Below are 26,407 nucleotides of genomic sequence, written 5' to 3'. Positions count from 1 at the left end.
CATCCTATAAAATGAATATCGGTGTTGAATAAAAATAACAATCAACACCCTATTAATTTAATATGAATAAAACATTACACTACTTAAAAACTTATCGTGAGCGTTCGGGGATTGCTCTTGGTGATATGGCGGAAATGATAGGAATTGATATCGGTAGTTTATCTAAAATTGAAAAAGGAAAAAGAATTCCCCAAATAAATACGGTTTTGAGCTACCATTTTATCCTTCGTATTCCGATAGAAAGGTTACTCAAACAGCATTATACAGAAATACTACAGAATAATATATCTCAAGCAACAACTTTGAAAGATCGTTTGTTGGAAGCAATGACCTCTCCAGATGTAAGTGATAGGATCACAAATATTGACACTATTATAGATCAATTAATAGAGTTGCAAGGAAAGTATGGGAAATAGCGGACTCATTGTCGTTCTCTATCCCAATGGTGCAGGTCTTAATTACATTGTATGTGAGAACCCAAAAGAACTTATTAGATATGGTATTGCTCGTATTAGACCACTTAGCGTAGGCGCACACTTAAAAAGATTACAAGGATTCATTAAAGAATACAACCCTTCATTAATTCTCTTACGAGGGTATCAAGATACTGACAAGCGAATTAGTAAACGAGTAGTAAGAGTTATTGATGCGTTTGAGAAACAAGCTATTGATCAAGGACTATCAATTTATAAATATTCTCGTGAAGATATCAAGCAAGCGTTTCTTCAATTTGGAAAAAACACAAAATATGGTATTTCAAAAACTATTAGTGAATGGTATCCAGAGTTACAATCTCGTATGCCAGCACTTCGCAAGAATACTACCGCAGAGCATTATCAAATGGGAGTCTTTGATGTATTTGCGTTGATGCTTACTCATTATTATCTGGAGTGATTGAAAACACCTTAATAGGTGTTTTTCAGTTTTAACTCCGTATTAATCACAATTTGTTTGTGAATATTAATTGCAATTCGTTCTCTATTATCTAGTTAATCTTCTGCAGAAGTGTACATACAAGATGATCTTAAAAATTTGCATCCGATTGGTTAATACTAAGTTGTCTCAAAATTTACCTTCACCAAGGTATGTTTTCTACAGTCTATATCATCTAGTTTTGAGGCATATTTAAATTAATAATTTTAACCTAAACTCAAAAACAAATGACAACATCAAAAGCGTCAGCGCACAAACAAACATTTTACAGTAAAGGAACGTACTCAATTGAGGAAAATGTAATTGAAATAGCTACTGAAATTCCAGTAGTTGAATTATCTGATTCAGAAAACACATACAGTCTCAATCTTAGAAATCCTTATGATATTTCAAGTGAAGACATTCCTTGTCTACTTGCTATTTATAGCCACGGACATCCAACTGATCGTAAAAAGCTAACTGCCGAAAATTTAGATTGGGATAGACAAACTTTATCTTTAGATTCTATTTTTAATCATATATCTTTTCCTCAAGATAAAATTTTGGTAATTACTGTTCACGATGAAGATTTCAAAGATTGGCATATTGCTATCTATCGTTATTTTGTTCAGCATCATGTTACCTTTGATTCACCTTCACAAGACTACGATTATAATATAGAACTCCTTCAAGAGTTTATCGGTGGAAAATCTTTGAATATAACAATAGAAGAAGAACCTAGAACAGTTGGTGGAGGTGTGTTGGATCCTGCATAAATAGTTGTAAATTAACAAACTAAAATTCAAATTTTGAAATACTTGTTTTTGCTATATTGCTTATTCTTATCTAATAAGATATTTACTCAGGAAACCCGGCTAGACACCTTATTAGATAATAAACACTATACTGCTTTTGAACGTGAACTTTCACAATTATATCCTCCTAATAATAATCTAAACTATTATTATCAAGGGAAGTTATATATAGAACAACGTAATATAGCAAAGGCATTTATTGCACTCAAAAATGTAGATAGCACTCAACTTTCTAAGAATTATAAAGGATGGTATTGTTATATACTTGGGGATGCCTACAGATATAATAACCAAGAGGAAAAAGCGTATGCTCTCAAGCTCAAAGCTCAAAGACTATTCCGTACATCTGGGAATATAAAAATGACAAACATTATTAATTATGATTTACACTACACTTTAGTTTCTCAAGATTTCTTAGAATATGATGGTGAATCTTATTTAAAAGTCTTTTTTGAAAATGCACGTAAAGATGATAGCGCAGAACAATTACTTATTGCGCATTTAGGATTAAGCTTTTTAGGAATTACTCCTTCAAATACTAAAAATGCTCAATTCCATTTAAAAAAAGCAAATCATTATGCAAATAAAATTGGAACACCTGATGCAATGTACAAATTGCACAATTACAAATCAGTATTCTATCAAAGCTATACTGATGATTTTAAACAAGCCAAAATTCATGCTGATAGCATGCTGTATTATGCTAACATACTAGATTCTCCAGATCGTATAGAATCATCTTTAAAAACAAAAGCATATACATATACACTTCAAGGCAATTATGAGGAAGCCATTGACATTCTTCTTAAAGCAGAAACCTTGCCAATTAAAGAAAATATTTATAACAGAAAAATAGGATTGTACAAATACTTATCTCTCAATTATGAGAATTTGAGGGAGGAAGATTCTGCTTTTATATATTATAAAAAAATGGTTTCATATAGGGATAGTATAAACATTACAAAACAGAACACTATATTAACTTTATTAGAAACCAATGAATTATCTCAAAAAAATTTAATCTTAAAAGCTGAAGGAATAAAAGATAAAAACCTGTTATACCAGGTAATGATTATTTTAATTGCTGTGATTATTATTGGTGCCATCCTCATATTGTATTATAGAAGTAAAAAACTGCTTGCCGAAAAAGAAAAAGAAATTGAAGCAATAGACGCTCGTAATGATGAAAAAGATAAGCAACGACAACGCATTGCAGGGGAATTACATGATAATTTAGGAAGTTTAATTATTGCGATTCAGCAGTGCTTTGATAATCTTAAAGTCCGTAAAGATCGTTTCCAACAAGAAGAGGAAAGTTTAATATCTAAAACACAAGAGCTAATAAATGAAGCGTATCTAAAAGTTAGGAATATGGCGCATTTAGAAGACTCAGCGTCTCAAAATTCTGGTTATTGGGTAGACGTTATTAAAGATTTTGCAGCTATTATGAATGAAAGTAATCAATTATCAGTCGAAGTACAAAGTCATGGAACGATTAATATTGTAAACATATCCATTGAAAATGACTTGCGTCGAATGACTACAGAACTCATCACAAACGCAGTAAAGCATTCAAAAGCCTCAGAAGTTTCTATAGACATTACTGCTGATGAAAATTCTATAACAATCATCGTAGAAGATGATGGAGTTGGACTAGATAAAACCAAATTAGAAAAACAAAAAGGGCTAGGATTAAATAGTATAGAGAAAAAAATAGAAGAGTTAAAAGGAAAGTTAACTATTGATTCTGCTGCTAACAAAGGAACCACATTTATAATCGAAATACCACTATGATAAATATCGTAATTGCAGAAGATCATAATAGTCTTATTGACGGAATAGATCTTTTTTTTGGGTTTGAAAAAGATATTGCCATTATCGGTAAAGTAAATGATGGAGTTGCTTTACTAGAACTTTTAGAGCAAAAGAGTAGACATATACATGTTGTAATTGTGGACATTCGTATGCCAAAGTTAGATGGTATTGAAGCAACAAAACAAATCACAGCAAAGTATTCACATATCAAAGTCATTGCGTTTACTATGTTTAGAAAACGTGAGCTTTTCAACAAAATGGTAGATGCTGGTGCAAAAGGATACTTGCTTAAAAATGCAACATTACCAGTGCTTTTAAAAGCAATCAGGGAGGTACATGCAGGAGAAATCTACTACGACTCAGATGTTCCATTGGAGGAAGAGAGTTCTACAACTGAAATAAGAAAAGAAAAACTTCTTACTAAAACGCAAAATCAAATCTTAGAATTGATAGGTAAGCGATTGAGTAGCCAAGAGATTGCCGACAAACTATTTGTTAGTAAACATACAGTATTGACACATCGTAAAAACATTACAAAGAAATTAAACCTTAAAGGTCGAGATGCTCTATTGAGTTACGCACTCAACAGAGGTTATGATTTTGACTAAGCTTTATTTCCCGATTTGATTAAATATACCCTCACCAAGGTATTGCCATTTTTGTTGTTTCTAACATACTTGTTGTCATACAAAAACAAGTACCATGGATTCACAAAAACAAGCTTCAGAAAACGAAAATTCAGTAAAATCTCCTAAAGAAGTCTTAGCCAATTTAAAAGACTATTACAACAATGAAGAAATAATTCGAAGTATAGAACTTCGTGTTGACTTTACCAATGATGGAACCTTCTTTGAAAGCCTACAAACATTTTTAAATGACCATGAAGATAAATATGTAATTGATATGCTTTTTAACTCTTCCATTGACGGAATAGTTGAAGAAGTCGACTTATACAAGCGTGCCGAACAAAGTATTATAAAAACCATTGATCGTCCTGTATTTCTTATCAATAACGATCAAATTGATATTGCCATTACAACATCTTGGGAAAAACACATAACAGAAAACATAGATACGATTTCCAAAGTGATTCCTGCTGTTGGGCGTATTGAAATTATAGGAGATGATAGAAGAAAATGGGCAGGCACAGGATGGCTAATTTATGATACGGATATCATTGTAACAAATAGACATGTAGCACAGCATTTTGCTTCACAAAAAGAAAAAGGAGTATTCCAAATAAAGGAAAGTCATAGAAGGCGTCCATTAGGAGTTAAAATTGATTTTAAAGAAGAGCATGATACCCGTGAAGAACTTGAATTTGATATCAAAGAAGTAATTCATATTACTAAAAATTCAGAATTAGATATTGCTTTGTTACGAGTACAAACTATAAATCATAATGAGCATCAATTACCTGAAGGATTAGAACTTTCTTATAAGCCTCCAACATTGAAAGAAGATATTTATGTCATTGGTTATCCTGCATGTAGTGAAAATGAAGAATTACGAAGTGCTTCTTTTAATGGAGTATCAGGCGTAAAACAATTTGCACCAGGTGCTTTTTTTAGAACCTGTATTTCAAATTACATCTACCATCATGATTGTACCACTTGGGGAGGAAATTCAGGATCCCCTTTGTTAGACTTCACATCTGGAAAAGTACTAGGAATTCACTATGCAGGTACTTCTGAAGAATATACTGGGTTTAGAACTAATTACGCTGTTAGCGGACTATTTCTTATTGAACTACTAGAAGAATTAGGCATAAAATATACATACAAAGTTCATCCTGATAAAAAATAACTTTCAATCTTTTAAAATAAAATCAATGAAAAAAACAATATTCATCATAGCAATAAGTTTTGTGACGCTTCTAGCTGCACAACAAGACACTAACAAAGTTCAAGAAGTTTCAATAGAAACTAATAATTCAGAAATTCAGATTCAACAAAAAATAGATAAGGAAGTAAACTCATTAAATAAGAATATTCTAGAGAATACAAAACGAACCATCACCAATGAAAATAAAATTGATAATCTATTCATTACCAAACTAGGAGTACAAGGAATATTACTAACATTAGTCTTAACTTTTTTAGGCATTTTTGGATTAGATAAAACGGTGAAAAGAAAATTTCAAAAATCTATCGAAAATGTAAGAGAAGCAGAAATTAGAACTATACAGCATATTAAAAACTCTGAAAAAGATAACGAAGAATTGCGAGGGCAATCTCAAATACTATTAGTAAACGAAGTTACAACACCTATTAATGAAGATTTAGAACGAATTTTTATGAAAGGCTCTTCAAAAGTACAATTCAATTGTACGGAAATAAGTGTTAAAGAATTAACTTACAAACAGATAAAAGATAAATTGATAAATAAAAATGGATCACATCCAACAGATTTTGAACTAGTCATTTTTGATAATTCTAGTGCTGATGGCAGAAAATGGGATCAAACCTATTTGGACGATTACATGATCCCTTTAACCAAACAGTTAGTTAGTCAAGGAATAGGAGTATTATATTATTCGAATGACTTATTCTATCCATCACGACTTTCGGAGTTTAAAAATATACCAAAGAAACACTTATTAACGTATGCCAATGTAGTACCACATTTGTATAACAATGCCATGACATTATTAAAACTTCAAAATTTATATAAAGATTAGGAAGAGCTTTAAAAATAGGCCTAGTAGATCTATTTAGAGAAATAGTCAGTCTGGCGCGCTAGAATTAGAAATAAAAGAAGTTTCTTTTGAAAGACAGACATTTAACACCGTGAAAGCAACTATCCGCCTACTACCTCTTCGTCATCTTTCCTATTCAAGAAACTTAGTGTTTCCAACACAAAATATACCCTCACCAAGGTATTGAATCACTCTCAAAATGTGACGTTCTTGCCATCATAAAATAACACATTAAAATTATGGGAAGAGAACACGTCTCACAAAAAGACATAGCGAATTGGGCAGTAAATACTATTAATTTACCGAGTGATAAAGCCAAAGAATATCGAGCACAGGCAGGTCGGTTGAGAGATAAACTTACAAACTACTTAAATGAGCATCCAGACTTTGTGTTAAAAAGAATGCTTATTTCTGGAAGTCTTGCAAAAGGCACTGCTCTAAAATCAATTAGTGATATTGATGTTGGTTGTTATATCAAGGCAGACGATGCTCCGTCTAGTATAGAAGAGTTATTAAATTATTTAGCAGAAAAGTTACGAAAGGCTTTCCCTAATTTTAGTCCAGATCAAGTAGTTCCACAAACATATTCTGTTCAAGTTTCTTTCAAAGGAACTAGTTTAGACGTAGACATTGTACCAATACTTTATTACGATGATCCAGACTGGTATGGCGATCTTGTAAGTCAAAATGATGGTTCGTTTTTAAAAACGAATATCCCATTCCATATAGAATTTATCAAAGCGAGGAAATCAAAAAATAACACTCATTTCGCACAGATAATCAGACTTGCAAAATATTGGGCGAAAAATATGAAAATTGAAAACCCTGATTTTAAGTTCAAGTCATTTATGATCGAATTAATATTTGCAAAACTTGCAGATAATGGTCAAGACTTTTCGGATTATCCAGAAGCGCTTCAAAGCTTTTTTACCTATCTAGCAACAACTGGTGTAAGGGATCAAATTTCATTTAATGATTATTATGCTTATGGCAGCATCGGAACATTTTCAGAGCCTGTACAGATCATAGATCCAGTTAATGCAGAAAATAATGCAGCAAAGCTTTATACAAACGCTCAAGCAGATTTGATTGAAGATGCTGCAATAGATGCAGGCGATGCAATAGATGCTGCATTAGCTGCTACTACAAAAGAAAATACTGTTTACTACTGGAAAAAAGTATTTGGTCCATCATTTCACATTTAAAAAAAGTTATATGAGTTATAGTAATACATTTAATAATAGTTTCACAATTACACATGCTAAAGAACTAGCAGCCAAAGTAGCAACAGATTTAAAAAGAATGCAAAGGTTTTATGGTGCTCCATCTGATAGTCACATATCTGATTTAGAAGCAGAGATGATAGAACTTCTTAAAGATGGTTATCTAGATAAAGTTACTTACGGATTTCAAAAAGATGGTGATTGGACAGAACCCACAATACAGTATACAGCAAGAGACCTTGCTAACACATCAGGGGTTGATGACGATCCTGGAAGAATAAAACCTGGAGCTGATGTTAAAGGAGCGTTCTTTAATAGTTATCTCATATATACTTCATCGTGGTTTAATTTAAGTTCAGAAGAAAGAAATAATTATAAGAACAATTTGCCTATCAAAAGAACGGGAGCAGCTGAACCAGGTGTAAATGGTTACATGTTGCAAGACAAAACATATAGTTCCGGAAGTAAATCACTAAATCGTTTCACTGTTAAAAAATATTAATTATGAGTACAAGACCATCAACAGAAAGCTTATTTGAACAAGCAGTTATATATCCAGATTTTGAATTTCAAGATCGACTAAACGCATTGGTTGGATTAGATAGTCATAAAAGTCGTATGACTAAAATCCTAAGTTTGTTAATAAATCCTGAAGGAATCAAATCTTGGATTGAAAAATATCATCCCAATGCAAAACATATATCCAATATTGTATTAAGAAGACCTCCATTGGTGATTTTAGAAGGAGATGTTGGATCAGGTAAATCAGAATTAGCAACATGTATTGGTGATGCAGTTGCTAGACAAGAAAAAATAGATGTTACTTTACTGCCTTTAAGTTTATCCGCAAGAGGACAAGGTCGTGTTGGCGAAATGACAAAACTCATATCTACAGCATTTGATTATTCAATTGAAAAAGCTAAAAAACTCAACAATCCATCAGGTAAATCTAGAGGAGCAGTAATTCTTCTAGTGGACGAAGCTGATGCTTTGACTCAATCTCGCGAAAGTAACCAAATGCATCATGAAGATAAAGCTGGAGTAAATGCATTTATACGTGGAATTGATAGAATAGCTAATGGAAAACTTCCAGCAGCAGTTATCATGTGTACGAATCGCTTAAACTCTTTAGACCCTGCAATAAAGAGAAGAGCTGCCGATATCTTAAAATTTAGCAGACCGAATGAAGAACAAAGATTAGCTGTTTTAAAAGAACCATTGACTGAACTTGGTTTCACTAATCATAATATTAAAGATATGGTGGAGGTCACAGGCAAAACTGATATAAGAGAATATGGATTTACATTTTCTGATTTAACGCAACGACTATTACCTTCTTTAATTTTAGACGCATATCCAAATGAGGCTGTAAACCCTAAAAAATCTAAAGAAATTGCTAACAGAATAATACCCACGCCTCCATTTCAAGATAAATAACACTTTGTTTAAGTAAAATTTGATCTAAAATGAAAAATAATAGAACTAGAGAAATATCAAAAGGCGGAATATATGGAGGTAGTATAGCGTTATTGTTAAATGTTATTTATCAGTGGAATGCTATTAAGGAAGATCCGAATTTAGATTTTGATCTTAACTCTGTTATAAAGTCTACTCTTCAAGGTGCCGTAATTGGAGCTTCAATAACTAGTTTTTGGCTCTTGATTATATCTCTTTTTGAATCTGGAGATATTGATGAGAGTGATATTGATGAGGTTACTTATTTATCTTCAGTTGTGACTTCATGTAAAATGGATAATTTTGATCAAAAGACATTACGAAAGTCGTTGAGAATTAAAAAAGCTTTGAAGAAAAGGTATCATAGTGAAATATTAGGACGACCAACTCACCAAGGTTCAGTTAAACAAAAAACTTCGGTAACTAAAATCTCAGATTTTGACATAAGGATTAGTTTTAAAAAAACAAGTTTTAGGACATTAGAAGAAATGTATTATTCAGTATTAGATTATTTCAGGTATGAGTTTGAAGATACAGATTTGATTAAAGTAAGAAAACAAAGACGATCAATAGGTTTAATATATAATATAGATGGAGAAAAGACTTGTATAGATGTTGTTCCAGGTAGACGAACGGATTTTAGAAAAGGAGGAAATGAATATCACTTATATGAAAATCCTGAAAACATATTTGGAAATGCATCAAGGATTAAAATGAATCCGTACAAACAAGAAGATTTTGGTGATAATGTAAATGATAAAAGAGAAATAATAAAATTGCTAAAAATTTTAAGAGAAAAGAAAGATGTTCCTATGAAATCTATACTTATAAAGGAGTTGACAAAGAAGGCATTGGAGAACATTAATTATTTTAATTCCACAATTATTGGGAATTTGAAAATTACACTAAAATACATTATTGACAATATAGAAACAATAAGAATAGTTTCCCCAGATAATACTAACAACGTAATTTCTGAATTGATGTCGAATCGAGAAAAAACAGAATCGAAAGAAATACTTAAAGATGTGTTAAATAATATTGAAAATGACCCAAGATGTTTAAGAGAGTATTTTCCTAGTATGGATTTATTTTAATTAATAAGATTACATAATTTAGTGCTAACGTAGAGTTCATTGAAAATACTCCTTTTATAGAAGTAGTAGCTTGCCTGAAAAAAATTTAAAAGCTCTTAAAATAGTGTTAGTTACTATCCATTTGGATTATAAGACATAAAACATATAATAACATTTTATAAATTTGAGGTTATTTCAAGAAACCACTAATTATCTTTTTCATTTTATCTGATACATAAATTTCTGTTTCAATTCGTTTGATTGTATTCCTACTAACCCCTATGACAGTTCCTAATTCAGCAGCTGTCATTTCTTTTTTTATTCGATAGCGTAAAAGCTTATTAGCTAAGGTTTCAGAACCATCATCCCAGAAGTTATATCCAATAAATTGATTAACTCTATTCTTAATATGATCGTGAGGAATATTCTTATTACTTTCATATCCCCTATACGTTATCAATGATACTGAGAGCCGTTCTGCGGCTTCTCTTTGTGATAGTTGAGATTCCATACGTTTTCTCTTTAATTCAGCTCCTAGAGTTTTATTTGATTCAGGAGGGAGTGCTCTATCTGTAGGTTTGGGGACATTTAGATTAACATTGCAAATGGGCAACACAACCAATTGGCGTATTGGCGCATGGACTTGATAAGATGTATCCGAAAGTGCATAGTAAATACATAAAAGAGGTAGAAAAAAACGGTGGCTTTATGACCGATTTTTGGACATCAGATACCTTTGTTCACACTAATTTTTTACAACGTAATCGGATTATTGCCGGACTCAGTGAGGCGACTATTGTGATAGAAAGTGCCGCCAAAGGAGGCTCTCTCGTCACTACAGATTTTGCCAATGGCTATCACCGTGATGTATTTGCCGTACCAGGAAGAGCGAATGACCCGTTAAGTATAGGTTGTAATAATCTGATTAAACAACACAAAGCACATTTGCTTACATCGGCAGCAGACTTAGCGTATATTCTTAATTGGAAACTAAAAGAAGATGCCCCATTACCTGTTCAGAAAAAACTTTTTGTAGAACTAGATGATGACGAAAAATCTATTTGGCGTTTTCTAACAGAACACGGAAAAGAACAGTTAGATCTTATTGCGTTACATTGTAAAATGCCCACTCACAGAATAGCAGGAATCCTCCTCACCATGGAACTCAAAGGTGTGATACGCCCTTTGCCAGGGAAGTTGTTTGAGGTTATTTGATGCTGGTTGTATACGCTTTCGTGAACTTGTCTGCCAGAGAGAGGTAGGAGCGTAAAAAGAGAAAAGACCCAAGTGATACCTGAGCCTTTTCGTTGTTCGTTTTTCTACTTTCGTATTTGGATTACCCTTTTACTTTCCCAGGTAATACTCTATATCCCATATTATATAATGTAAAACCAAATATGTCTGCATATTGCTCAATGGTTTTACTTACTGGAGTTCCAGCACCGTGTCCAGCATCGGTTTCTATTCGGATAAGGGTAGGTGCATCTCCTGCTTGTTTTGCTTGTAGCTCTGCGGCAAATTTAAAAGAATGCGCCGGCACCACACGATCATCGTGATCTGCTGTAGTAACGAGTGTTGCGGGATATGAAACCCCTTCCTTTATATTATGAACAGGTGAATATCCTTTAAGATATTCAAACATTTCTTTACTGTCTTCTGCCGTACCATAATCATAAGCCCATCCTGCACCTGCAGTAAAAGTATGATATCTAAGCATATCCATAACCCCTACGGCTGGTAAAGCTACTTTCATAAGATCAGGACGTTGTGTCATAGTTGCTCCTACAAGAAGTCCCCCATTAGATCCACCACGAATCGCCAAATAATCACTAGAGGTATATTTTTGATCAATAAGATACTCTGCAGCAGCAATAAAATCATCAAACACATTTTGCTTTTGCATCTTTGTACCTGCGTCATGCCACTCTTTTCCATACTCACCGCCACCACGTAAATTAGGGACAGCGTAGATACCCCCTTGTTCCATCCAGACCGCATTGGAAATACTAAAACTAGGAGTAAGACTTATATTAAAACCACCATAAGCATATAGAATTGTAGGGTTCTTCCCATTGAGTTCTAGTCCTTTTTTATGGGTGATAATCATAGGCACTTTCGTTCCGTCTTTTGAGTTATAAAAGACCTGCGTACTTTCGTAATTATCAGGATTAAAATCAATGTTGGGTTTACGATATAATTCGGAGGTGCCTTCTTTTATTTGATATAAATAGGTACTTGAAGGCATTTTATAATTTGTAAAACTATAATAAAGTTCTGTTTCTTCTTTTTTGGCGCTAAACCCTCCTGCAGATCCTATCCCTGGTAATTCTACTTCACGGATAAGATTTCCTTGATAATCATATTGTAATACTTTTGAAACTGCATCTACCATATACTCTGCAAAAAAGTTTCCTCCAGCACTAGAAATACTCAACACATTTTTTGTTTCTGGAATAAGATCCACCCAATTTTCTGGAGTAGGATTACTAGCATCTACGGTCACAACACGACGGTTAGGCGCATTTAAATTAGTAGCTAAAAACAGCTTACTCCCTTCGTTTTCTATAATATTGGTGTCAGAATCGGTATGACCCACTATCGTAACAAGAGACGAGTTCGGTTTTGTAAGATCTTTCATAAACAATTTATTTCCGGAGGTCGAAACGCTCGCCGAAATGATTAAATAGCGATCATCTTCTGTGACACGTCCACCTATATACCTATGTTTTTCTTGTGGAGTAGCACCAAAAACAACAACATCTTGAGATTGAGGAGTTCCTAATTTATGATAGTATAATTTATGTTGATCTGTTTTTGCAGAAAGTTCGCTCCCCTTAGGTTTGTCATAACTTGAATAGTAAAAACCTTCGTTTTTGTACCAAGAAATTCCCGAAAACTTTACATCTATTAATGTGTCTTCAATAATTTCTTTAGTTTCAGAATTCATAATTAGAATTTTACGCCAGTCACTTCCTCCTTCAGATATACTATACGCAAGCGTACTACCATCTTTAGAAAAACTAGCACTACCTAATGAAACAGTTCCATCATCTGAAAATGTATTAGGATCTAAAAATACCGTAGCAGTATCGGGTTGATCTCCTGTTTTGTATCTATAAATCACATACTGGTTTTGAAGTCCGTTGTTTTTATAGAAATACGTATACGCTCCTTCTTTAAAAGGAGCACCTATTTTTTCATAATTCCATAATGTTGATAAACGCTCTTTAAGTTGTGCTCTAAAAGGAATGGTATCTAGATAATTATAGGTAACTTGATTTTGACGTTTTACCCAATCTTGAGTTTCTTCACTACGATCATCTTCTAGCCAGCGATAAGGATCTGGCACTTCTGTACCAAAATATGTATCTATGGTGTCTACTTTTTGGGTAGGTGTATAGGTCACTGCAATAGGTTTTTCTGTAGATTTCATATCATTTTTACAAGAGAATAGCACGCTACTCATAAAGGCTAATAAAAGGACTCTTTTCATAAGGCTGAAGTATATTTTTGAGATAGTGAAGATAGGGATTTGTACGCTTTCGCGAAAGCATAAAAAACCCCACCTCAAACAGGCAGGGTTGTATATATAAGAGAATGTATTTCTTTATTGAACGAGATGTCTAAAATTGCTCCAGTTTTTATAGATAAAATAAAGATTAACAATAGCTACAAGCAACGCAGGGGCTATGTTTGCAGGATTTAATACCGCATGAAAAAGTACCACATTCACAGAAATAGGTAATAACGCAAGTAATGCTGCTGGAAATGCTTTTTTTATAATAAAAAGAAGACCCACCACAACTTCAAGCCCTCCTACCAATGGCCACATATAGCCACTATCTGTAAAAGCTTGAAATAAATTTGTTGCGCCAACATCTTGGCCAAATTCAAAGTCTGGCATAAACCAGAAAAATTTGTTAAGCCCAAAAGTAAGGAGCATCACTCCAAGACCGATTCTAATAATTGTGTTTACTAATTTCATGAGTTTTATTTGTTTTGGTTATTATTGAGGTCTTAGACGCAGTACTTTTATTTCTATTACAAGCATGCGTAAAATAATTGTCAATTTTTCCAAAAATCAAAAAAATCACTTATTCAGTAAATTTTGAAAAATAGCTATAAACCTACTTACGTGAAGACCGTCAGCAAGACCGTGATGAATATATATAGCAATAGACATTGTCTTTTTGTCATTTTTTGTAGAAACTTTTCCAAAAGAGATTTTAGGAACACTATCTTTTGCTTTAAACATACGCGAATGTGTAATAGCACTAAAATCTAGCCAAGGAATTGCTGAATAATGAATGACACTATCTGGATTTTCGACAGGAAATAAGGCATCGCTTTCTTGAATCCGGTCTATTTCTTTTTGAACGATCTTTACAAACATATCAAAATCTTCTTCATACGGAATATAACTAAAAGCAAAAGTTTCGTTAGGCCTCATAATGGTTGCCGAAGCACCTATATGATCGTGTACAATAACCTCGTTTTCTGGTGTGATACGAAACCTGAAATTTTCAATTTGATTGGTTGCTAGGATGCATTTGTGTAAATAGTATTGAAAGAAAGAAACGTCTAGTTCTTTGGCTTTTTGCATAGCGATCGTTACATCTACAGACACTGTAATTCCAAAATAAGGCTCTTCAAACTGGCTAAAAAATTCAAAGTGTTGTTTGCGTTTCCAAGTGGATAGGTCTATTGTTTTCATAGGTATTATGTTAGATGAGCTACTATAATAAAAAAACCTTCACAAGGAAGGTTTTAAATATTGTGTAAAAATTTGATTTTAAACCAATCCATTCGCTACAAGATACTCTCCAATCTGGACAGCGTTGGTAGCCGCTCCTTTGCGAAGATTGTCAGAAACAATCCACATATTAAGAGAGTTTTCTTGTGAGTGATCACGACGGATACGTCCTACAAAAACGTCATCTTTACCTTCGGCATAGATAGGCATAGGGTAGGTGTTTGTGTCTGGATTATCTTGTACTGTAACTCCGTCTGCTTCACTTAATATTTTACGTATTTCGCTAAGATCGTACTCCGTATGAAATTCTATATTAACAGACTCGCTATGACCTCCTACCACAGGAATACGTACTGCTGTAGCCGTAACCGCAATCGTGCGATCGTCTAGTATTTTTTGAGTTTCATTGACGAGCTTCAACTCTTCTTTAGTATATCCATTTTCTTGAAAAACATCACAAGCGGGAATAGCATTTCGATGAATAGGATAGAGGTATGCCATTTCACCCTTTTGTCCAGTATATTCATTTTCTAGCTGTTGTACCGCTTTGACTCCCGTTCCTGTAATAGATTGATAGGTAGAAACCACCAATCTTTTAATCCCATATTTTTTATGCAATGGTGCTAGAGCTAGTACCAATTGTATGGTAGAACAATTAGGATTTGCAATAATTTTATCTTCTTTAGTTAAAGTATTGGCATTAATTTCTGGAACCACTAGTTTTTTAGTACGATCCATACGCCAAGCAGATGAGTTATCTATAACAGTCGTGCCTACTTCTGCAAATTTTGGTGCATACGCAAGAGAGGTGTCACCGCCTGCAGAAAAAATAGCAATATCTGGTTTGGCATCTATAGCATCCTGCATAGAAAAAACAGTGTATTCCTTCTGTTTATAGGTAATATGTTTACCTACAGATCGCTCTGAAGCAACAGGGATCAATTCAGTTATAGGAAAATTACGCTCTGCAAGTACTTGCAACATCACTTGGCCTACCATTCCGGTAGCACCGACTACAGCTACTCTCATCAGTATAAGTATAGATTAAAATTTAAAAACTCAAATGTAGCAACTAGTGCTTAATTAATTGATATAAAAAGGTCTAAAAAGCAGATAATGTTTCTAGGGTACACAAAAGAAGACGAAAATGTATTATTCCTAACAAAAAGAACCGCCTTAGCTAGATAACGAAGGCGGTTTAAAATTAGAATATATAGTGTAGCGGTGACGTTTACGTCATCCCATTGTAGAACGGGATTTTTATAATACGAGTTCTTATTTTTTAAGCGAATCTCTAATTTCTTTTAACAAATCAATTTCTGATGGTCCTGGATCTGGTGCAGGAGCCGCTTCTTCTTTTTTCTTTGATTTGTTATAGGCCTTTATAATCAGAAACAGCACAAACCCAACAATAATTAAATTAATAATCGTGTTAATCCATTCTCCGTACATAATAGCGTTTTCAGGAGTAACAACAGCACCGTCTGCGCCAAGTACAGCTTCGGTAAGAACAATCTTTTTATCTGCAAAGTCTATCCCACCAGTAAAATACCCTATAATTGGCATCATGATTTTATCAGTAAATCCTTTTACTACGCCGTTGAGAGCAGCTCCTAGAATGACCGCTACCGAAAGCTCTATGACGTTACCCGTCATGATAAATGCTTTAAATTCTTTTAACATCTTAATTTGGTTTAAAGGTTAATGACCTCGAAGGTACTAAAAAAAGAAATTCAGTTAACAAAACTTTAAGAGTGACAAGCCCTCTATCGAAGAACGACACGTTTTACTCGTTGAGATACCGCAGTAAGTAATTCATAAGAAATAGAATGAATAGTTGCCGACAAATCTACAGCAGAAGCTCCTTTTCCAAATACAACAACATCATCTCCTTCTTTACAATCTATATCTGTAATATTTACCATAAGCATATCCATACACACATTTCCTACAATGGGCGCTTTTTGACCATTTATAGTGACATATCCTTTACCTTGACCATACGCTCTAGAAATACCGTCGGCGTGACCTATGGGGATGGTGGCTGTTTTCTCATAATGAGTTGCTTTATACGCGCGATTGTACCCTACAGATTCACCAGGTTCTATTGCATGTATTTGTGAGATAACAGATATAAGAGAAGCCACAGGTTGTAAATGTGCATCTTCCTCAGGCGAATTACCATAGCCATACAACCCTATACCCGCGCGAACCATATCAAATTGCGCCTCTGGATAATTGATAATGGCAGACGTATTACTTTGATGTAAAAAAGGAGTGTAGTCTAGGGATGTAAGAAATGTAGCAGCTATTTTTGTAAAACTAGCAATTTGATGTTGTGTAAATTCTCTTTCTTTTGGGTCTTCGCTAGCAACAAGATGAGAAAAAATAGACGCTACCTTGATTGTAGTGGTTTCTTTTAAGCGTTCCAGTATCCAATCGGTATCGTTTTCCCAGAATCCCAGACGATTTAGTCCAGTATTAAATTTAAGATGTACAGGATAGTTTTTCTGTTGTTGCGCTTTCGCGAAAGCGGAAAATTCTTTAAACACACGCGCACTATATAAACTAGGTTCCAAACAGTGTTCAATAATGATATTGAAGTTGTCCGGCTGTGGATGCAATACTAAAATAGGTGTTTTTACTCCAGCTTTTCGCAATATTTCCCCCTCATCAGCATACGCCACTGCAAAATAATCAACACCTAGTTTTTCTAGAAAAAGGGCAATTTCACAGGCATCGCTTCCGTAACCAAAAGCTTTTACGACCGCCATCATTTTAATGTTGTCAGCGACCTTGGCTCTAAGGTAGGAGTAATTATGTTTTAACGCTTTGAGATCTATTTCTAGACGAGTGACCCCCATAAGAGATTATTTATCAGTGTTTGTATCAGGTATTTTTTCTGGAACAACTTCGGTAGGGTCATTGACTTCCATTTTTTTGAGACGGTCACGTAGCATGGCTTTATAATAAGCTCCCCTGCTTAGGGGTTCATATTCTTCGGTTTCTCCTAGAAGAACAAGTTTATCATTTTGAGCTTTGCGATAGCTATACTGCGCTAAGTTCCCTGTGCGTGTACATACGGCGTGTACTTTAGTCACATACTCGGCTGTAGCCATCAGAGCTGGCATAGGACCAAAAGGATTTCCTTTAAAATCCATATCAAGCCCTGCAATAATTACCCGAATACCTCTATTAGCAAGGTCATTGCATACTTTTACAATTTCATCGTCAAAAAACTGAGCTTCATCAATTCCAATCACATCACAATCGTCTGCTAGCATAGGAATATTTGCAGCCGCAGGAACGGGCGTAGAGCGTATTTCGTTGGCATCGTGAGATACCACCATTTCTTGGTCATAACGGGTATCTACAGTAGGTTTGAAGATCTCTACTTTTTGCTTTGCAAACTGCGCGCGTTTAAGCCTACGGATGAGTTCTTCTGTTTTACCAGAGAACATAGATCCGCAAATTACTTCAATCCAACCGAATTGCTCTTTATGATTTACTGTGTTTTCAAGAAACATTTTGTACTTTTCAAGACCAAAACGCTATTTCTAGCGTTTGATTTAAAATCAGGGTAAATTTATCAAAAAAGAGGCGTAATCAACGTTAAGTATTCGAAAGTTATGAAGAAATCTATCAAAGCAGAATTAATAAGTCTCGCACACAAAATATTACAACTCAAAGATGATACTTCGTACACGCAAATGACGGAGAAATCTCGTGCTCTTTATGAGAAATTAATGATATTATCCTATGCAGAAAAGCTGGAGCAATCAGGGCAACCTACTATTGGATTGTCTAAAATAGAAGAAGCACTAGAAGATCTTTCTACTCTTGAAATAAAGTCTCCTGACCTTGAAGAAATAGCGCAAGTACCTGCAAAAGAAAAAATAGAAATACCCTCAACACCAAGGACTAAAACACCTGCTGAGATTGTTGCTGAAAACGAAGCGCGTTTTGCAGAGGCAAGAGCTAATGATAGACATAGACCTGATGGAACTGTTTTTAATGAAGAAGAGCCTGTACATGAGCCTGTTATTGAAAAAATAAAAGATATGGTAGCCGAAATGCCTCCAGAAGCCTCTGCTATAGATGAGATGGTAGAGTCTATAGAACCTAAAGATCGCTATCAAAAAAATGATATGTTTGACATAGGAGGAGAGTTTGCCCAGACACCTATTTTTGATCCTGTCACATTGGTGGAGGAAGATGCAACTCCTAAAAACTTAAACGCCAAACTTAAAAACGGTCTTAAGATTGGGCTTAATGATAAACTCGCTTTTATAAAACATCTCTTCCAAGGAAGCGATACTGATTACAATCGCGTCTTGTCACAACTAAGTACTTTTCGCTCTCTGGAGGAAGCAAAGCAGTTTATACATCAAATGGTGAAACCGGATTATAATGCTTGGGAAGGAAAAGAAGAGTATGAAGAGCGTTTTATGCAGATTATTGAAAGTAAATTCAACTAATCGATTCTAACCATGAAAATTCAAAAGATTGTCTATTGGATCGCCACACTCATTACGTGTGGTGTTTTTGTGTTTTCTGCACAAATGTATTTTAGAAACACCGCAATGGTAGAGGGATTTTTTGAGTCACTTCAGTATCCTACGTATATTGTGATTCCTTTGGCGATTGCTAAAGTAATAGGAATTGTGATGGTACTTTGGAGAGGTATACCATGGCTGACGGAGTGGGCGTATGCTGGATTGTTTTTTGATGCTGTTCTGGCATTTGCAGCCCATATTCACGCAGATGATGGCGGCTATCTTTTTTCTTTAATCGTATTAATTTTCTTACCTATATCGTACTTTTTAGGTAAAAGAATACGCCCCATGTATGACTGAACATAACAAATTATATATTGTTCCAACACCTATTGGAAATCTAGAAGATATTACTCTAAGAGCCATACGCGTGCTTAAAGAAGTAGACCTTATTCTAGCAGAAGATACGCGTACAAGCGGCAAATTGCTCAAGCATTTTGAGATTACCACGCCTATGATGAGTCATCATATGCATAATGAGCATAAGACTGTAGAGAGTCTTGTAAAACGCCTACAAGCTGGAGAAACTATTGCCTTGATAAGTGATGCAGGAACACCTGCCATTTCGGATCCTGGGTTTTTATTAACGAGAGCCTGTGTAGAAGCAGGTGTTGAAGTAGATTGTCTTCCTGGAGCCACAGCGTTTGTACCAGCACTCGTCAATAGCGGTTTACCGAACGATAAGTTTGTTTTTGAAGGATTTCTCCCTGTTAAAAAAGGAAGACAGACGCGTTTTCTAGCACTTACAGAAGAAACGCGAACCATGATCTTTTATGAGTCTCCTCATAAACTGGTAAAAACGTTAGGACATTTTGCTGAATTTTTCGGAGAAGATCGTCAAGTGTCTGTTTCCAGAGAGATTACAAAATTACATGAAGAAACTATCCGAGGTACGGTTACAGAAGTATTAGCACATTACACAAATAAACCTCCCAAAGGAGAAATAGTAATTGTGCTTGCTGGTAAAAAATAAGATGGAAAATTTAGTCACATCTATACGATCTTGTATTGTTTGTAAAGACCATCTTCCAGTAACGCCCAATCCTATATTCAGGATACATCCAAAAGCGCGTGTCATTATTATTAGTCAGGCGCCAGGATCTATCGCTCATCAATCGTCAGTCCCTTGGAAAGACCCAGGAGGACGCCAACTAAGATTATGGCTGAATTGTGATGAGGAGACCTTCTATGACCCTACCAAAGTAGCTATCGTTCCTATGGGATTTTGTTACCCTGGCAAAGGAAAAACAGGAGATTTACCTCCAAGACCAGAATGTGCTCCATTATGGCATGAAGTGGTATTAAAAAGTATGCCAGAGATTAAACTTGTGATTTTAATAGGGAACTATTCACAGAAATATTATCTAAAAAGAACTAGAAAAAAGAATCTTACAGAGACCGTCAGACACTTTCATGAGTATTTACCAGCGGTATTTCCGTTACCGCATCCTTCGCCTCGGAATCGGTTTTGGTTGACAAAAAACCCGTGGTTTGATACAGAAGTTGTGCCTATGCTTCAGTACGCTTTCGCGAAAGCGGTATCAGATTGACCCCCTTTCAAAAAGTGGGATTAAAAATAAATTCCTAAAATGAATACTTCGCCGAAAGGATCAAATTACGACCTGCTGCCGAAATCCCAGATGCGTATGTTCTGTAACGTTGGTCTGTGATGTTATCTAGGTTTGCGGTAAGATTCCATTGCTCATTGAGCTTGAATTGGCTAGATAAATTAAGCGTATACCAGCTAGGCGAAAATGGATTTCCATTTTCATCTACAGCAAAAAGTTCCGGGCTGTCACTTACCTCAGGAGATAAGTCTTCAAAATCTAAAGCGCCGTTGTAATTTACAAATGCATTAAGAATCCATCTGTCTTTTTTCCAGATGAGGTGCGTATTTCCAAAAGTAGGTGCCACATGACGCACAGGAAGTAATGACCCGTCTTCTTCCTCCTGCTCTCCTCGGGTGATATTAAATTGAGAAGTGACGTTAAAGTTATGAGGGAGTTTGATATCTATACCAGCTTCAAAACCCCATACTTTTGCGGTTCCCGCATTTTGAATAGCTTCTATATTGACTATTTCTCCTTCAAATTCAATAGTAGAAGATCCGTTAAGCGTGAAGTCTCTACGTACCAATGCATTTTCTAATTGTGAGTAATATATATTAGCATCAAATGTAACAACCTTATTAAAGTTGAGTACCGTTCCTATCTCTGCATTATAGGCATATTCTGCTTTTAGATCGGGATTAGGAATCACTAGATCTCCATCTCCACTATCAAATACTTTTCCAATATCATCAATGTTTGGTGCTCTAAAAGCTGTAGAAAGATTTGTTTTAAGCATGACCGTTTTAGAAACGTCGTAATTAAGTCCTGCGCTTCCTGTGAGGTTGCCAAAATTTAATCGAGATTCTTCAAAGGGGAAATTAAAAAACTGATTGTTGTCGCTAAAATCTGTAAAAATAAACAGCTGATTATAACGCATTCCTGTATTCAGTTTTAGTTTTGGTGCAAGATCAAATTGACCACTTACATACGCAGCGAGTGATTGCCAAGAAGAGCCATCAGGATAGCGTGTATCGGTAAGTTCAAACTGATTGGTTTCTATGTCGGTAATGGAGCCATTAGAATTTATGTAGTTATATACATACTCAAGGCCGTAGTTAAGCTTAGTTTTTCTGTTTTTAAGTGTTTTTGTAAAGTCTAGTGCTCCAGAAAAGGCATTGACACGCTCCGTACGTGTCCGAAGGCTCGTTCTCCCAAAACGTCGGTCATTTCTGCTTTCTTCTGAGTTTTGAAAAGCAACCGTTGCCTGTACGCGATCATACCAAGGACCTGCTCCTTCTTTGTTTATCTGTAAGCTTGTTAAAAACCATTTTTGTGGACCGTAAAACCACGCTGCTGCCCGTAAGTTGCCCTCATCATCTCTTTGAGTAAGACGATCATAGCGATCAAAATCTGAGGTGGTCGCATACGATACATTAAAATTAAAATCCCATGTATTATTAGGAGTATATCGTACTTTCTGTAAGAAATTATAGCTCGTATATCCAGTACTTACTTGTTGTAACGGATCATCATTTTGTATCACGACATCTTCTCCATTAATACGGCGTACAAATTCATTACGCAAATAGGCATCAGGACCGTGACTTCCTTGACGTTGATCTCCATAATCAGAATAACTTGCACTGGTAAGAAATGCCCATTTTTGCGATCCTAGGTTCACGTCAAAATGCCCTGTTTTCTCATTGTTTGCTGTGCTGTAGCGTGTGAGTGCATTTCCTGAAACTAAAAATCCTAAGGTGTCTGTTTTGGAAAGTTGAGGTTTTTTGGTGTAAAAATTTAAGACCCCGCCTACGGCATCACTACCATATATAACAGATCCCGGACCTAAGATCACTTCTGTTTTTTCTAAAGCAAAGGGATCGATAGAAATGATATTTTGAACATTTCCGCCCCTAAAGATCGCGGTGTTAAAACGAATACCGTCTAGGGTGATAAGAAGTCTGTTGGTAGAATATCCTCGTATGGAAGGACTTCCTCCTCCTAGTTGGCTTTTTTGTACAAACACCTGACCGCTAGATTGTAATAAATCGGCAGCGGTTTGTGGATTATATAACTCAATATCTTCTTTTGAAAGACCTACTATCTTTTGAGAAATTTCGTTTTTCTTTTGTCCAAATTTTGAGACAGATAATATGATTTCACCAAGGCTGTTTTCTAATTGTTTTAAAAAGACTTTATTACCGTAGGCTAGTATTTGAGCTTTAGTGTAAATCGCTTGTTGGTGAGCCACTTCTGAGAAAATGATTTTTTCTGCTTTCGCGAAAGCGGATATATCAGCATTCCCATCAAAATCTGTAATCGTACTTATTGTCTTGTCTTGATTGTATAGAGCAACATTCATAATAGGCTCCCTAGTGTCTATATCAAGAACCGTAATTTGTTGTGCTTGTGATGCTATAGTTATAAATAAAAATAGGATAAATGTGTGGCGCATTTAGGTAAAAATTGAATTAAGCACAGCGAGTGAGCGAGGTTTTTTAAAACCGTGCAAATGTAACTCATAATACTGTAGTAGCATAGTGAGGAAATCACTACGCTGTTTTTGGTTTAGTTTGATCTCTGGAAGTGTATCAAATTTTATGCCCAACAGCTGTTTTAGAATTTTTATTTGTATCCCATTTTGACAATACATATTTATTTCTGAAGCTTCAAAAGTGCCTTCTATAAGATTAAAGTATTCATAATCACTATGCGTTTGATCGGGATAAAAACCAAGATATTCGGTAAGCTTTACTAAAAATAAAAGATGAAAGTTGGCAATAACATCATGCGTATCTAACCAAACGGTAGATGCTGTCAAAAAATCAAAGAGCAGGCTATTTTCTTCTTCTTCTATAATGGTATTACGTAAGATGTCTGAAATAAAAAAAACAACCGATGTTTTAGCAATATCAGTATGTAGATTTCTGTATTGGTAATGTACTTTTGCTTCTCGTATGGTTTCTAAAGTGCCTTTATCTTTATGATTTGCCTCGATCTCTAGTTGTGTAAGCGGTTGAAACATAGAGGTTCTAAGCTTTCCCTTTTTGGATTTTAAGATATTGCGTAAAAGATATGATTTAAGACCATTGCTTTTTGTAAAACATTTCACGATAAGATCTGCTTCACTATACTTGAGGGCAGAGATTACTATTGCCTGTGTTTTGATAAGCATTATCGTATAATCATCAGTTTGGCAATTTGAGTTTCTAGTGCATCTGGTCCTGTAATGAGGATAAGATATACCCCAGAGGCTACTCGATGTCTTCCAAAAGCTCTAGTGTCCCAAGTAATGCTTCCTCCAACGGTATTTTCTTCGTACACAAGATTTCCAGTAAGGTCTGTAATTTTTACATTGGTGCGAGCAGTAAGACCTTCTATAGTGACCTCTCCATTAAACGTAGGTCGTACAGGATTTGGATACACAATAACTTCTTCTAAATTTTCTGCAGGTCCCGTGTTAGATCCATCAAAAGACACAAGACCTTGAACAGTTGCAAAATAGACGGTACCTGTTTCTGGGTCAAGGGCGATATCTTGAACGTTGTTGGAAGGTAAAGGAGAGTTGTCTTCTGTAAAATGAAATAAGGTTTCTTGTCCGCTTGGAGAAAAGAGAAAAACGCCCGAGTCTACAGTAGAAACCCATTTATTGTTAGCTCCATCTACAACAATTTCTGTTACAAATTGGTCATTAAGTAGCTCTTGCGCGAGACCATCTTGGAGTATAATAATGGCATTTGTACTGACACTAGGATTGGTAAACATAGAAGAAGGGGAAAACAAAACGCGAAGCCCTCTTCGTGTGCCTATCCATAAAGATCCGTTACGATCTAAAGCAAGTGCTCTTACATCATCATTAGGAAGGTTTGCCCCTTCTTCTTCTCCAAAAATGCGAGCAAAGTCCCCAGTATTTGGATCGTAACCTGCAACTCCCTGATTACTAGTTCCGATATAAATTCTTCCGTCTCCAGCAATAACAACATCGTCTATACCATTTGCTTCCTCTACTAAAGTCGGAAGATCGTTTTCAAAGGAGACCGTATTAAATTGTCCTCCAGGAGAAAGTCTATTAAGAATGTTAGGAACTCGGGCATTTGCTATCCATAGATTTCCTTCCCTATCAAAAGCGGTTCCGTTTATTCTTACGTCGTCTGTTGTTGTTGGTACAGGTCTTAACGAACTATTATTTTCATCAAAAAGGGTAGTTGGTATTCCGTCATTTACTTCTAGAAGTCCTGAGTTAAAAGAGCTTATATAAATTTGAGATGTGTTTTGAGGGTTAATAGAAATAAAAGAAAGCTCTGTGGCTCCAAGTACATCCTCAAAAGGGATATTATCCCATACACTATCTGTCGTTAGATGGCTAATCCCTTCTCTTGTAAGTGGGAAAGGATTATATGTCAAAGAGTATTCTCCATATACCACCCATAATTCATTGGCAATGGCATTGATGTTAAAAGGATCATTGCGTAAAGGACCATTAGGTAATATTTGAGAAACTTCATTTCCATTAAGAGGTACTCTAACAACCCCAGAACCTAAGGTCGAGATAAACAGAGAGCCATTTAAAATAACAGAGGCACTATAATCTGAATCAAAATCAGGAATATTTGAAAACGAATTTATAAGAGTTCCTCCTGTATTGTATATGTTTACGGTGTTGCTGGTAACCACACTTAATTCTACACCATTAGCTTCAAGATCTTCAATAACTTCTGGAAGTTGCTGGAAAAGCGTAAAATTTATTCCTGTAGTAGATTGCAGTAATTGTGTTCCATTAGCCAGGTACACCGTATTATCAAGAGCAGTAATTGCTTGATAAGAACCTGAAACAACTGTTGTCCAATTATTAAAATCTATAATATTTGAATTATTTACAATAGCTCTTCTCACGCCTCCATCGGTGCTAGAAGCATAAATATAGTCATCTAAGATGGTAGTTTGCGTAATATTTAATTGAGAGCCATTGTCTCCAATAAAATAAGAATCGTCAAACTCTAGTTGCCCTAAGTCGTATAGGGAGATGCCAAATCCTGAAGAGATATATACAAACCCGTTAAACTCTGTAAAGTGATTAATTTGTTTATTATCTGGAGGAATAGAAACTCTATTAAATATATCTACGACAGTAATTACATTTTCGCTATTTCCTACAATGATATCAATAATCCCATTTTCATATCCAATAAGGAGCGTATCAAATGCCTCACTATAATAAATAGAAGAAATACTATTTCCAGAAAGTCCATTTATAGTTGATCTGGTGATGGTGCTTCCGTTAATGGTAGAAAATATAAATACAGCGTTTTCTGAAGCTGCATAGATACGTCCATTTCCTTTATCAATATCTCCTACCGTAGCAAAAGAAAAATAGCCTGTCCACTCATCAGAAAAATCTTGCGCATAGAGCGGTAGGGAAAACAGTACTATTAAAAATAGATAGAGTTGTCTCACGTGTTTTTAGTTCTTCTTTTTAAACCGTTCAAAAATACAATTATTGCCTTAGTGTTTAAATAAGATAGTGAGGTATTCTGTTTTTTCGCTTAAAGCGAAA

At 35.1% G+C, this 26,407-nt stretch carries 27 protein-coding genes; 16 read left to right on the top strand and 11 right to left on the bottom strand.

Annotated features, from left to right (window positions below; all coding sequences use genetic code 11):
* Window positions 1-62 precede the first annotated feature (62 nt).
* From Q0505_RS19985 to Q0505_RS19935, 11 genes are all read left to right on the top strand, one after another.
* Window positions 63-416 carry a helix-turn-helix transcriptional regulator gene (locus Q0505_RS19985; RefSeq protein WP_299216973.1) on the top strand — a complete coding sequence of 118 codons (354 nt, stop codon included), beginning with the start codon at window positions 63-65 and terminating at the stop codon, window positions 414-416.
* Window positions 406-894: a hypothetical protein gene (locus Q0505_RS19980; protein ID WP_299216971.1), complete on the top strand. Its 489-nt coding sequence runs from the start codon at window positions 406-408 to the stop codon at window positions 892-894. Before Q0505_RS19985 ends, Q0505_RS19980 begins: the two co-directional genes overlap by 11 nt.
* Before the next feature lie 266 nt (window positions 895-1,160).
* Window positions 1,161-1,688 carry a hypothetical protein gene (locus tag Q0505_RS19975; protein ID WP_299216968.1) on the top strand — a complete coding sequence of 176 codons (528 nt, stop codon included), beginning with the start codon at window positions 1,161-1,163 and terminating at the stop codon, window positions 1,686-1,688.
* A gap of 33 nt (window positions 1,689-1,721) precedes the next feature.
* Window positions 1,722-3,521, top strand: coding sequence for an ATP-binding protein (locus tag Q0505_RS19970; protein WP_299216965.1), 1,800 nt, complete (start codon window positions 1,722-1,724; stop codon window positions 3,519-3,521).
* Complete coding sequence (locus Q0505_RS19965; protein ID WP_299216963.1) at window positions 3,518-4,150, top strand: response regulator transcription factor; 633 nt, start codon at window positions 3,518-3,520, stop codon at window positions 4,148-4,150. The genes Q0505_RS19970 and Q0505_RS19965 overlap by 4 nt, the downstream gene beginning before the upstream one ends.
* 94 nt (window positions 4,151-4,244) lie before the next feature.
* Window positions 4,245-5,348 (top strand): serine protease, encoded by a 1,104-nt coding sequence (locus Q0505_RS19960; protein ID WP_299216960.1) that lies wholly within the window; start codon window positions 4,245-4,247, stop codon window positions 5,346-5,348.
* Window positions 5,349-5,373: 25 nt separating this feature from the next.
* Window positions 5,374-6,222, top strand: coding sequence for a hypothetical protein (locus tag Q0505_RS19955; RefSeq protein WP_299216957.1), 849 nt, complete (start codon window positions 5,374-5,376; stop codon window positions 6,220-6,222).
* Window positions 6,223-6,479: 257 nt separating this feature from the next.
* Window positions 6,480-7,445 (top strand): CBASS oligonucleotide cyclase, encoded by a 966-nt coding sequence (locus Q0505_RS19950; protein ID WP_299216952.1) that lies wholly within the window; start codon window positions 6,480-6,482, stop codon window positions 7,443-7,445.
* Between the two features lie 10 nt (window positions 7,446-7,455).
* A complete protein-coding gene (locus Q0505_RS19945) occupies window positions 7,456-7,965 on the top strand; it encodes a hypothetical protein (protein WP_299216949.1) in 510 nt (169 codons plus the stop codon).
* 2 nt (window positions 7,966-7,967) lie between these two features.
* A complete protein-coding gene (locus Q0505_RS19940) occupies window positions 7,968-8,900 on the top strand; it encodes an AAA family ATPase (RefSeq protein WP_299216945.1) in 933 nt (310 codons plus the stop codon).
* A 29-nt stretch (window positions 8,901-8,929) separates the two neighbouring features.
* The gene (locus tag Q0505_RS19935) at window positions 8,930-10,015 is read left to right on the top strand and encodes a hypothetical protein (RefSeq protein WP_299216943.1); all 1,086 of its coding nucleotides are present in this window, start codon (window positions 8,930-8,932) and stop codon (window positions 10,013-10,015) included.
* 169 nt (window positions 10,016-10,184) lie between these two features.
* Here Q0505_RS19935 and Q0505_RS19930 read toward each other — a convergent pair whose 3' ends face one another.
* A complete protein-coding gene (locus Q0505_RS19930; protein ID WP_366519457.1) occupies window positions 10,185-10,610 on the bottom strand; it encodes a helix-turn-helix domain-containing protein in 426 nt (141 codons plus the stop codon).
* Window positions 10,611-10,624: 14 nt separating this feature from the next.
* Here Q0505_RS19930 and Q0505_RS19925 point away from each other — a divergent pair, with 14 nt between their 5' ends.
* On the top strand, window positions 10,625-11,209 hold the full coding sequence (locus Q0505_RS19925) for a DNA-processing protein DprA (protein ID WP_366519456.1): 585 nt from the start codon (window positions 10,625-10,627) through the stop codon (window positions 11,207-11,209).
* A 121-nt stretch (window positions 11,210-11,330) separates the two neighbouring features.
* Here the strand turns inward: Q0505_RS19925 and Q0505_RS19920 are convergent, their stop codons facing one another.
* From Q0505_RS19920 to Q0505_RS19890, 7 genes are all read right to left on the bottom strand, one after another.
* Window positions 11,331-13,487 (bottom strand): prolyl oligopeptidase family serine peptidase, encoded by a 2,157-nt coding sequence (locus Q0505_RS19920; protein WP_299216937.1) that lies wholly within the window; start codon window positions 13,485-13,487, stop codon window positions 11,331-11,333.
* 114 nt (window positions 13,488-13,601) lie between these two features.
* Window positions 13,602-13,979, bottom strand: coding sequence for a DoxX family membrane protein (locus tag Q0505_RS19915; protein WP_299216934.1), 378 nt, complete (start codon window positions 13,977-13,979; stop codon window positions 13,602-13,604).
* A gap of 105 nt (window positions 13,980-14,084) precedes the next feature.
* The gene (locus Q0505_RS19910; protein ID WP_299216931.1) at window positions 14,085-14,708 is read right to left on the bottom strand and encodes a CatA-like O-acetyltransferase; all 624 of its coding nucleotides are present in this window, start codon (window positions 14,706-14,708) and stop codon (window positions 14,085-14,087) included.
* A 78-nt stretch (window positions 14,709-14,786) separates the two neighbouring features.
* Window positions 14,787-15,776 (bottom strand): aspartate-semialdehyde dehydrogenase, encoded by a 990-nt coding sequence (locus tag Q0505_RS19905; protein WP_299216928.1) that lies wholly within the window; start codon window positions 15,774-15,776, stop codon window positions 14,787-14,789.
* 246 nt (window positions 15,777-16,022) lie between these two features.
* On the bottom strand, window positions 16,023-16,430 hold the full coding sequence (mscL, locus tag Q0505_RS19900; RefSeq protein WP_299216925.1) for a large conductance mechanosensitive channel protein MscL: 408 nt from the start codon (window positions 16,428-16,430) through the stop codon (window positions 16,023-16,025).
* Window positions 16,431-16,513: 83 nt separating this feature from the next.
* Complete coding sequence (gene alr / locus Q0505_RS19895; protein WP_299216922.1) at window positions 16,514-17,611, bottom strand: alanine racemase; 1,098 nt, start codon at window positions 17,609-17,611, stop codon at window positions 16,514-16,516.
* A gap of 6 nt (window positions 17,612-17,617) precedes the next feature.
* Window positions 17,618-18,274 (bottom strand): thymidine kinase, encoded by a 657-nt coding sequence (locus Q0505_RS19890; protein WP_299216919.1) that lies wholly within the window; start codon window positions 18,272-18,274, stop codon window positions 17,618-17,620.
* Window positions 18,275-18,376: 102 nt separating this feature from the next.
* Between Q0505_RS19890 and Q0505_RS19885 the strand changes: the two genes are divergently transcribed.
* From Q0505_RS19885 to Q0505_RS19870, 4 genes are read left to right on the top strand one after another with little or no spacing between them, the layout of a single operon-like run.
* Window positions 18,377-19,225 (top strand): hypothetical protein, encoded by an 849-nt coding sequence (locus Q0505_RS19885; protein WP_299216917.1) that lies wholly within the window; start codon window positions 18,377-18,379, stop codon window positions 19,223-19,225.
* A gap of 12 nt (window positions 19,226-19,237) precedes the next feature.
* Window positions 19,238-19,603, top strand: a complete 366-nt coding sequence (locus Q0505_RS19880; protein ID WP_299216914.1) for a DoxX family protein — start codon at window positions 19,238-19,240, stop codon at window positions 19,601-19,603.
* On the top strand, window positions 19,596-20,276 hold the full coding sequence (gene rsmI / locus Q0505_RS19875) for a 16S rRNA (cytidine(1402)-2'-O)-methyltransferase (protein ID WP_299216911.1): 681 nt from the start codon (window positions 19,596-19,598) through the stop codon (window positions 20,274-20,276). Before Q0505_RS19880 ends, rsmI begins: the two co-directional genes overlap by 8 nt.
* Window position 20,277: 1 nt before the next feature.
* A complete protein-coding gene (locus Q0505_RS19870; RefSeq protein WP_299216908.1) occupies window positions 20,278-20,853 on the top strand; it encodes a uracil-DNA glycosylase family protein in 576 nt (191 codons plus the stop codon).
* Between the two features lie 34 nt (window positions 20,854-20,887).
* Here the strand turns inward: Q0505_RS19870 and Q0505_RS19865 are convergent, their stop codons facing one another.
* The 3 genes from Q0505_RS19865 to Q0505_RS19855 are packed head-to-tail and all read right to left on the bottom strand — an operon-like array spanning window position 20,888 to window position 26,307.
* On the bottom strand, window positions 20,888-23,308 hold the full coding sequence (locus tag Q0505_RS19865; protein WP_299216905.1) for a TonB-dependent receptor: 2,421 nt from the start codon (window positions 23,306-23,308) through the stop codon (window positions 20,888-20,890).
* Entirely contained in the window at window positions 23,309-24,028 is a 720-nt protein-coding gene (gene recO, locus Q0505_RS19860; protein ID WP_299216902.1) for a DNA repair protein RecO, read from the bottom strand.
* A complete protein-coding gene (locus tag Q0505_RS19855; RefSeq protein WP_299216899.1) occupies window positions 24,028-26,307 on the bottom strand; it encodes a two-component regulator propeller domain-containing protein in 2,280 nt (759 codons plus the stop codon). The genes recO and Q0505_RS19855 overlap by 1 nt, the downstream gene beginning before the upstream one ends.
* Between the last annotated feature and the right edge of the window lie 100 nt (window positions 26,308-26,407).

The sequence above is a fragment of the uncultured Dokdonia sp. genome (assembly GCF_937910895.1).
Taxonomy (GTDB): Bacteria; Bacteroidota; Bacteroidia; order Flavobacteriales; family Flavobacteriaceae; genus Dokdonia.
This window is presented reverse-complemented; position numbering and strand designations above follow the sequence as displayed.

Coding starts and splice junctions, on each gene's coding strand:
- Q0505_RS19920 (WP_299216937.1), bottom strand. CDS start 13,487: ATGAAAAGAGTCCTTTTATTAGCCTTTATGAGTAGCGTGCTATTCTCT.
- Q0505_RS19985 (WP_299216973.1), top strand. CDS start 63: ATGAATAAAACATTACACTACTTAAAAACTTATCGTGAGCGTTCGGGG.
- Q0505_RS19960 (WP_299216960.1), top strand. CDS start 4,245: ATGGATTCACAAAAACAAGCTTCAGAAAACGAAAATTCAGTAAAATCT.
- Q0505_RS19915 (WP_299216934.1), bottom strand. CDS start 13,979: ATGAAATTAGTAAACACAATTATTAGAATCGGTCTTGGAGTGATGCTC.
- Q0505_RS19880 (WP_299216914.1), top strand. CDS start 19,238: ATGAAAATTCAAAAGATTGTCTATTGGATCGCCACACTCATTACGTGT.
- Q0505_RS19905 (WP_299216928.1), bottom strand. CDS start 15,776: ATGAGAGTAGCTGTAGTCGGTGCTACCGGAATGGTAGGCCAAGTGATG.
- Q0505_RS19975 (WP_299216968.1), top strand. CDS start 1,161: ATGACAACATCAAAAGCGTCAGCGCACAAACAAACATTTTACAGTAAA.
- Q0505_RS19935 (WP_299216943.1), top strand. CDS start 8,930: ATGAAAAATAATAGAACTAGAGAAATATCAAAAGGCGGAATATATGGA.
- Q0505_RS19945 (WP_299216949.1), top strand. CDS start 7,456: ATGAGTTATAGTAATACATTTAATAATAGTTTCACAATTACACATGCT.
- Q0505_RS19955 (WP_299216957.1), top strand. CDS start 5,374: ATGAAAAAAACAATATTCATCATAGCAATAAGTTTTGTGACGCTTCTA.
- Q0505_RS19950 (WP_299216952.1), top strand. CDS start 6,480: ATGGGAAGAGAACACGTCTCACAAAAAGACATAGCGAATTGGGCAGTA.
- Q0505_RS19885 (WP_299216917.1), top strand. CDS start 18,377: ATGAAGAAATCTATCAAAGCAGAATTAATAAGTCTCGCACACAAAATA.
- Q0505_RS19870 (WP_299216908.1), top strand. CDS start 20,278: ATGGAAAATTTAGTCACATCTATACGATCTTGTATTGTTTGTAAAGAC.
- Q0505_RS19910 (WP_299216931.1), bottom strand. CDS start 14,708: ATGAAAACAATAGACCTATCCACTTGGAAACGCAAACAACACTTTGAA.
- recO (WP_299216902.1), bottom strand. CDS start 24,028: ATGCTTATCAAAACACAGGCAATAGTAATCTCTGCCCTCAAGTATAGT.
- Q0505_RS19865 (WP_299216905.1), bottom strand. CDS start 23,308: ATGCGCCACACATTTATCCTATTTTTATTTATAACTATAGCATCACAA.
- Q0505_RS19940 (WP_299216945.1), top strand. CDS start 7,968: ATGAGTACAAGACCATCAACAGAAAGCTTATTTGAACAAGCAGTTATA.
- Q0505_RS19965 (WP_299216963.1), top strand. CDS start 3,518: ATGATAAATATCGTAATTGCAGAAGATCATAATAGTCTTATTGACGGA.
- Q0505_RS19890 (WP_299216919.1), bottom strand. CDS start 18,274: ATGTTTCTTGAAAACACAGTAAATCATAAAGAGCAATTCGGTTGGATT.
- mscL (WP_299216925.1), bottom strand. CDS start 16,430: ATGTTAAAAGAATTTAAAGCATTTATCATGACGGGTAACGTCATAGAG.
- Q0505_RS19980 (WP_299216971.1), top strand. CDS start 406: ATGGGAAATAGCGGACTCATTGTCGTTCTCTATCCCAATGGTGCAGGT.
- alr (WP_299216922.1), bottom strand. CDS start 17,611: ATGGGGGTCACTCGTCTAGAAATAGATCTCAAAGCGTTAAAACATAAT.
- rsmI (WP_299216911.1), top strand. CDS start 19,596: ATGACTGAACATAACAAATTATATATTGTTCCAACACCTATTGGAAAT.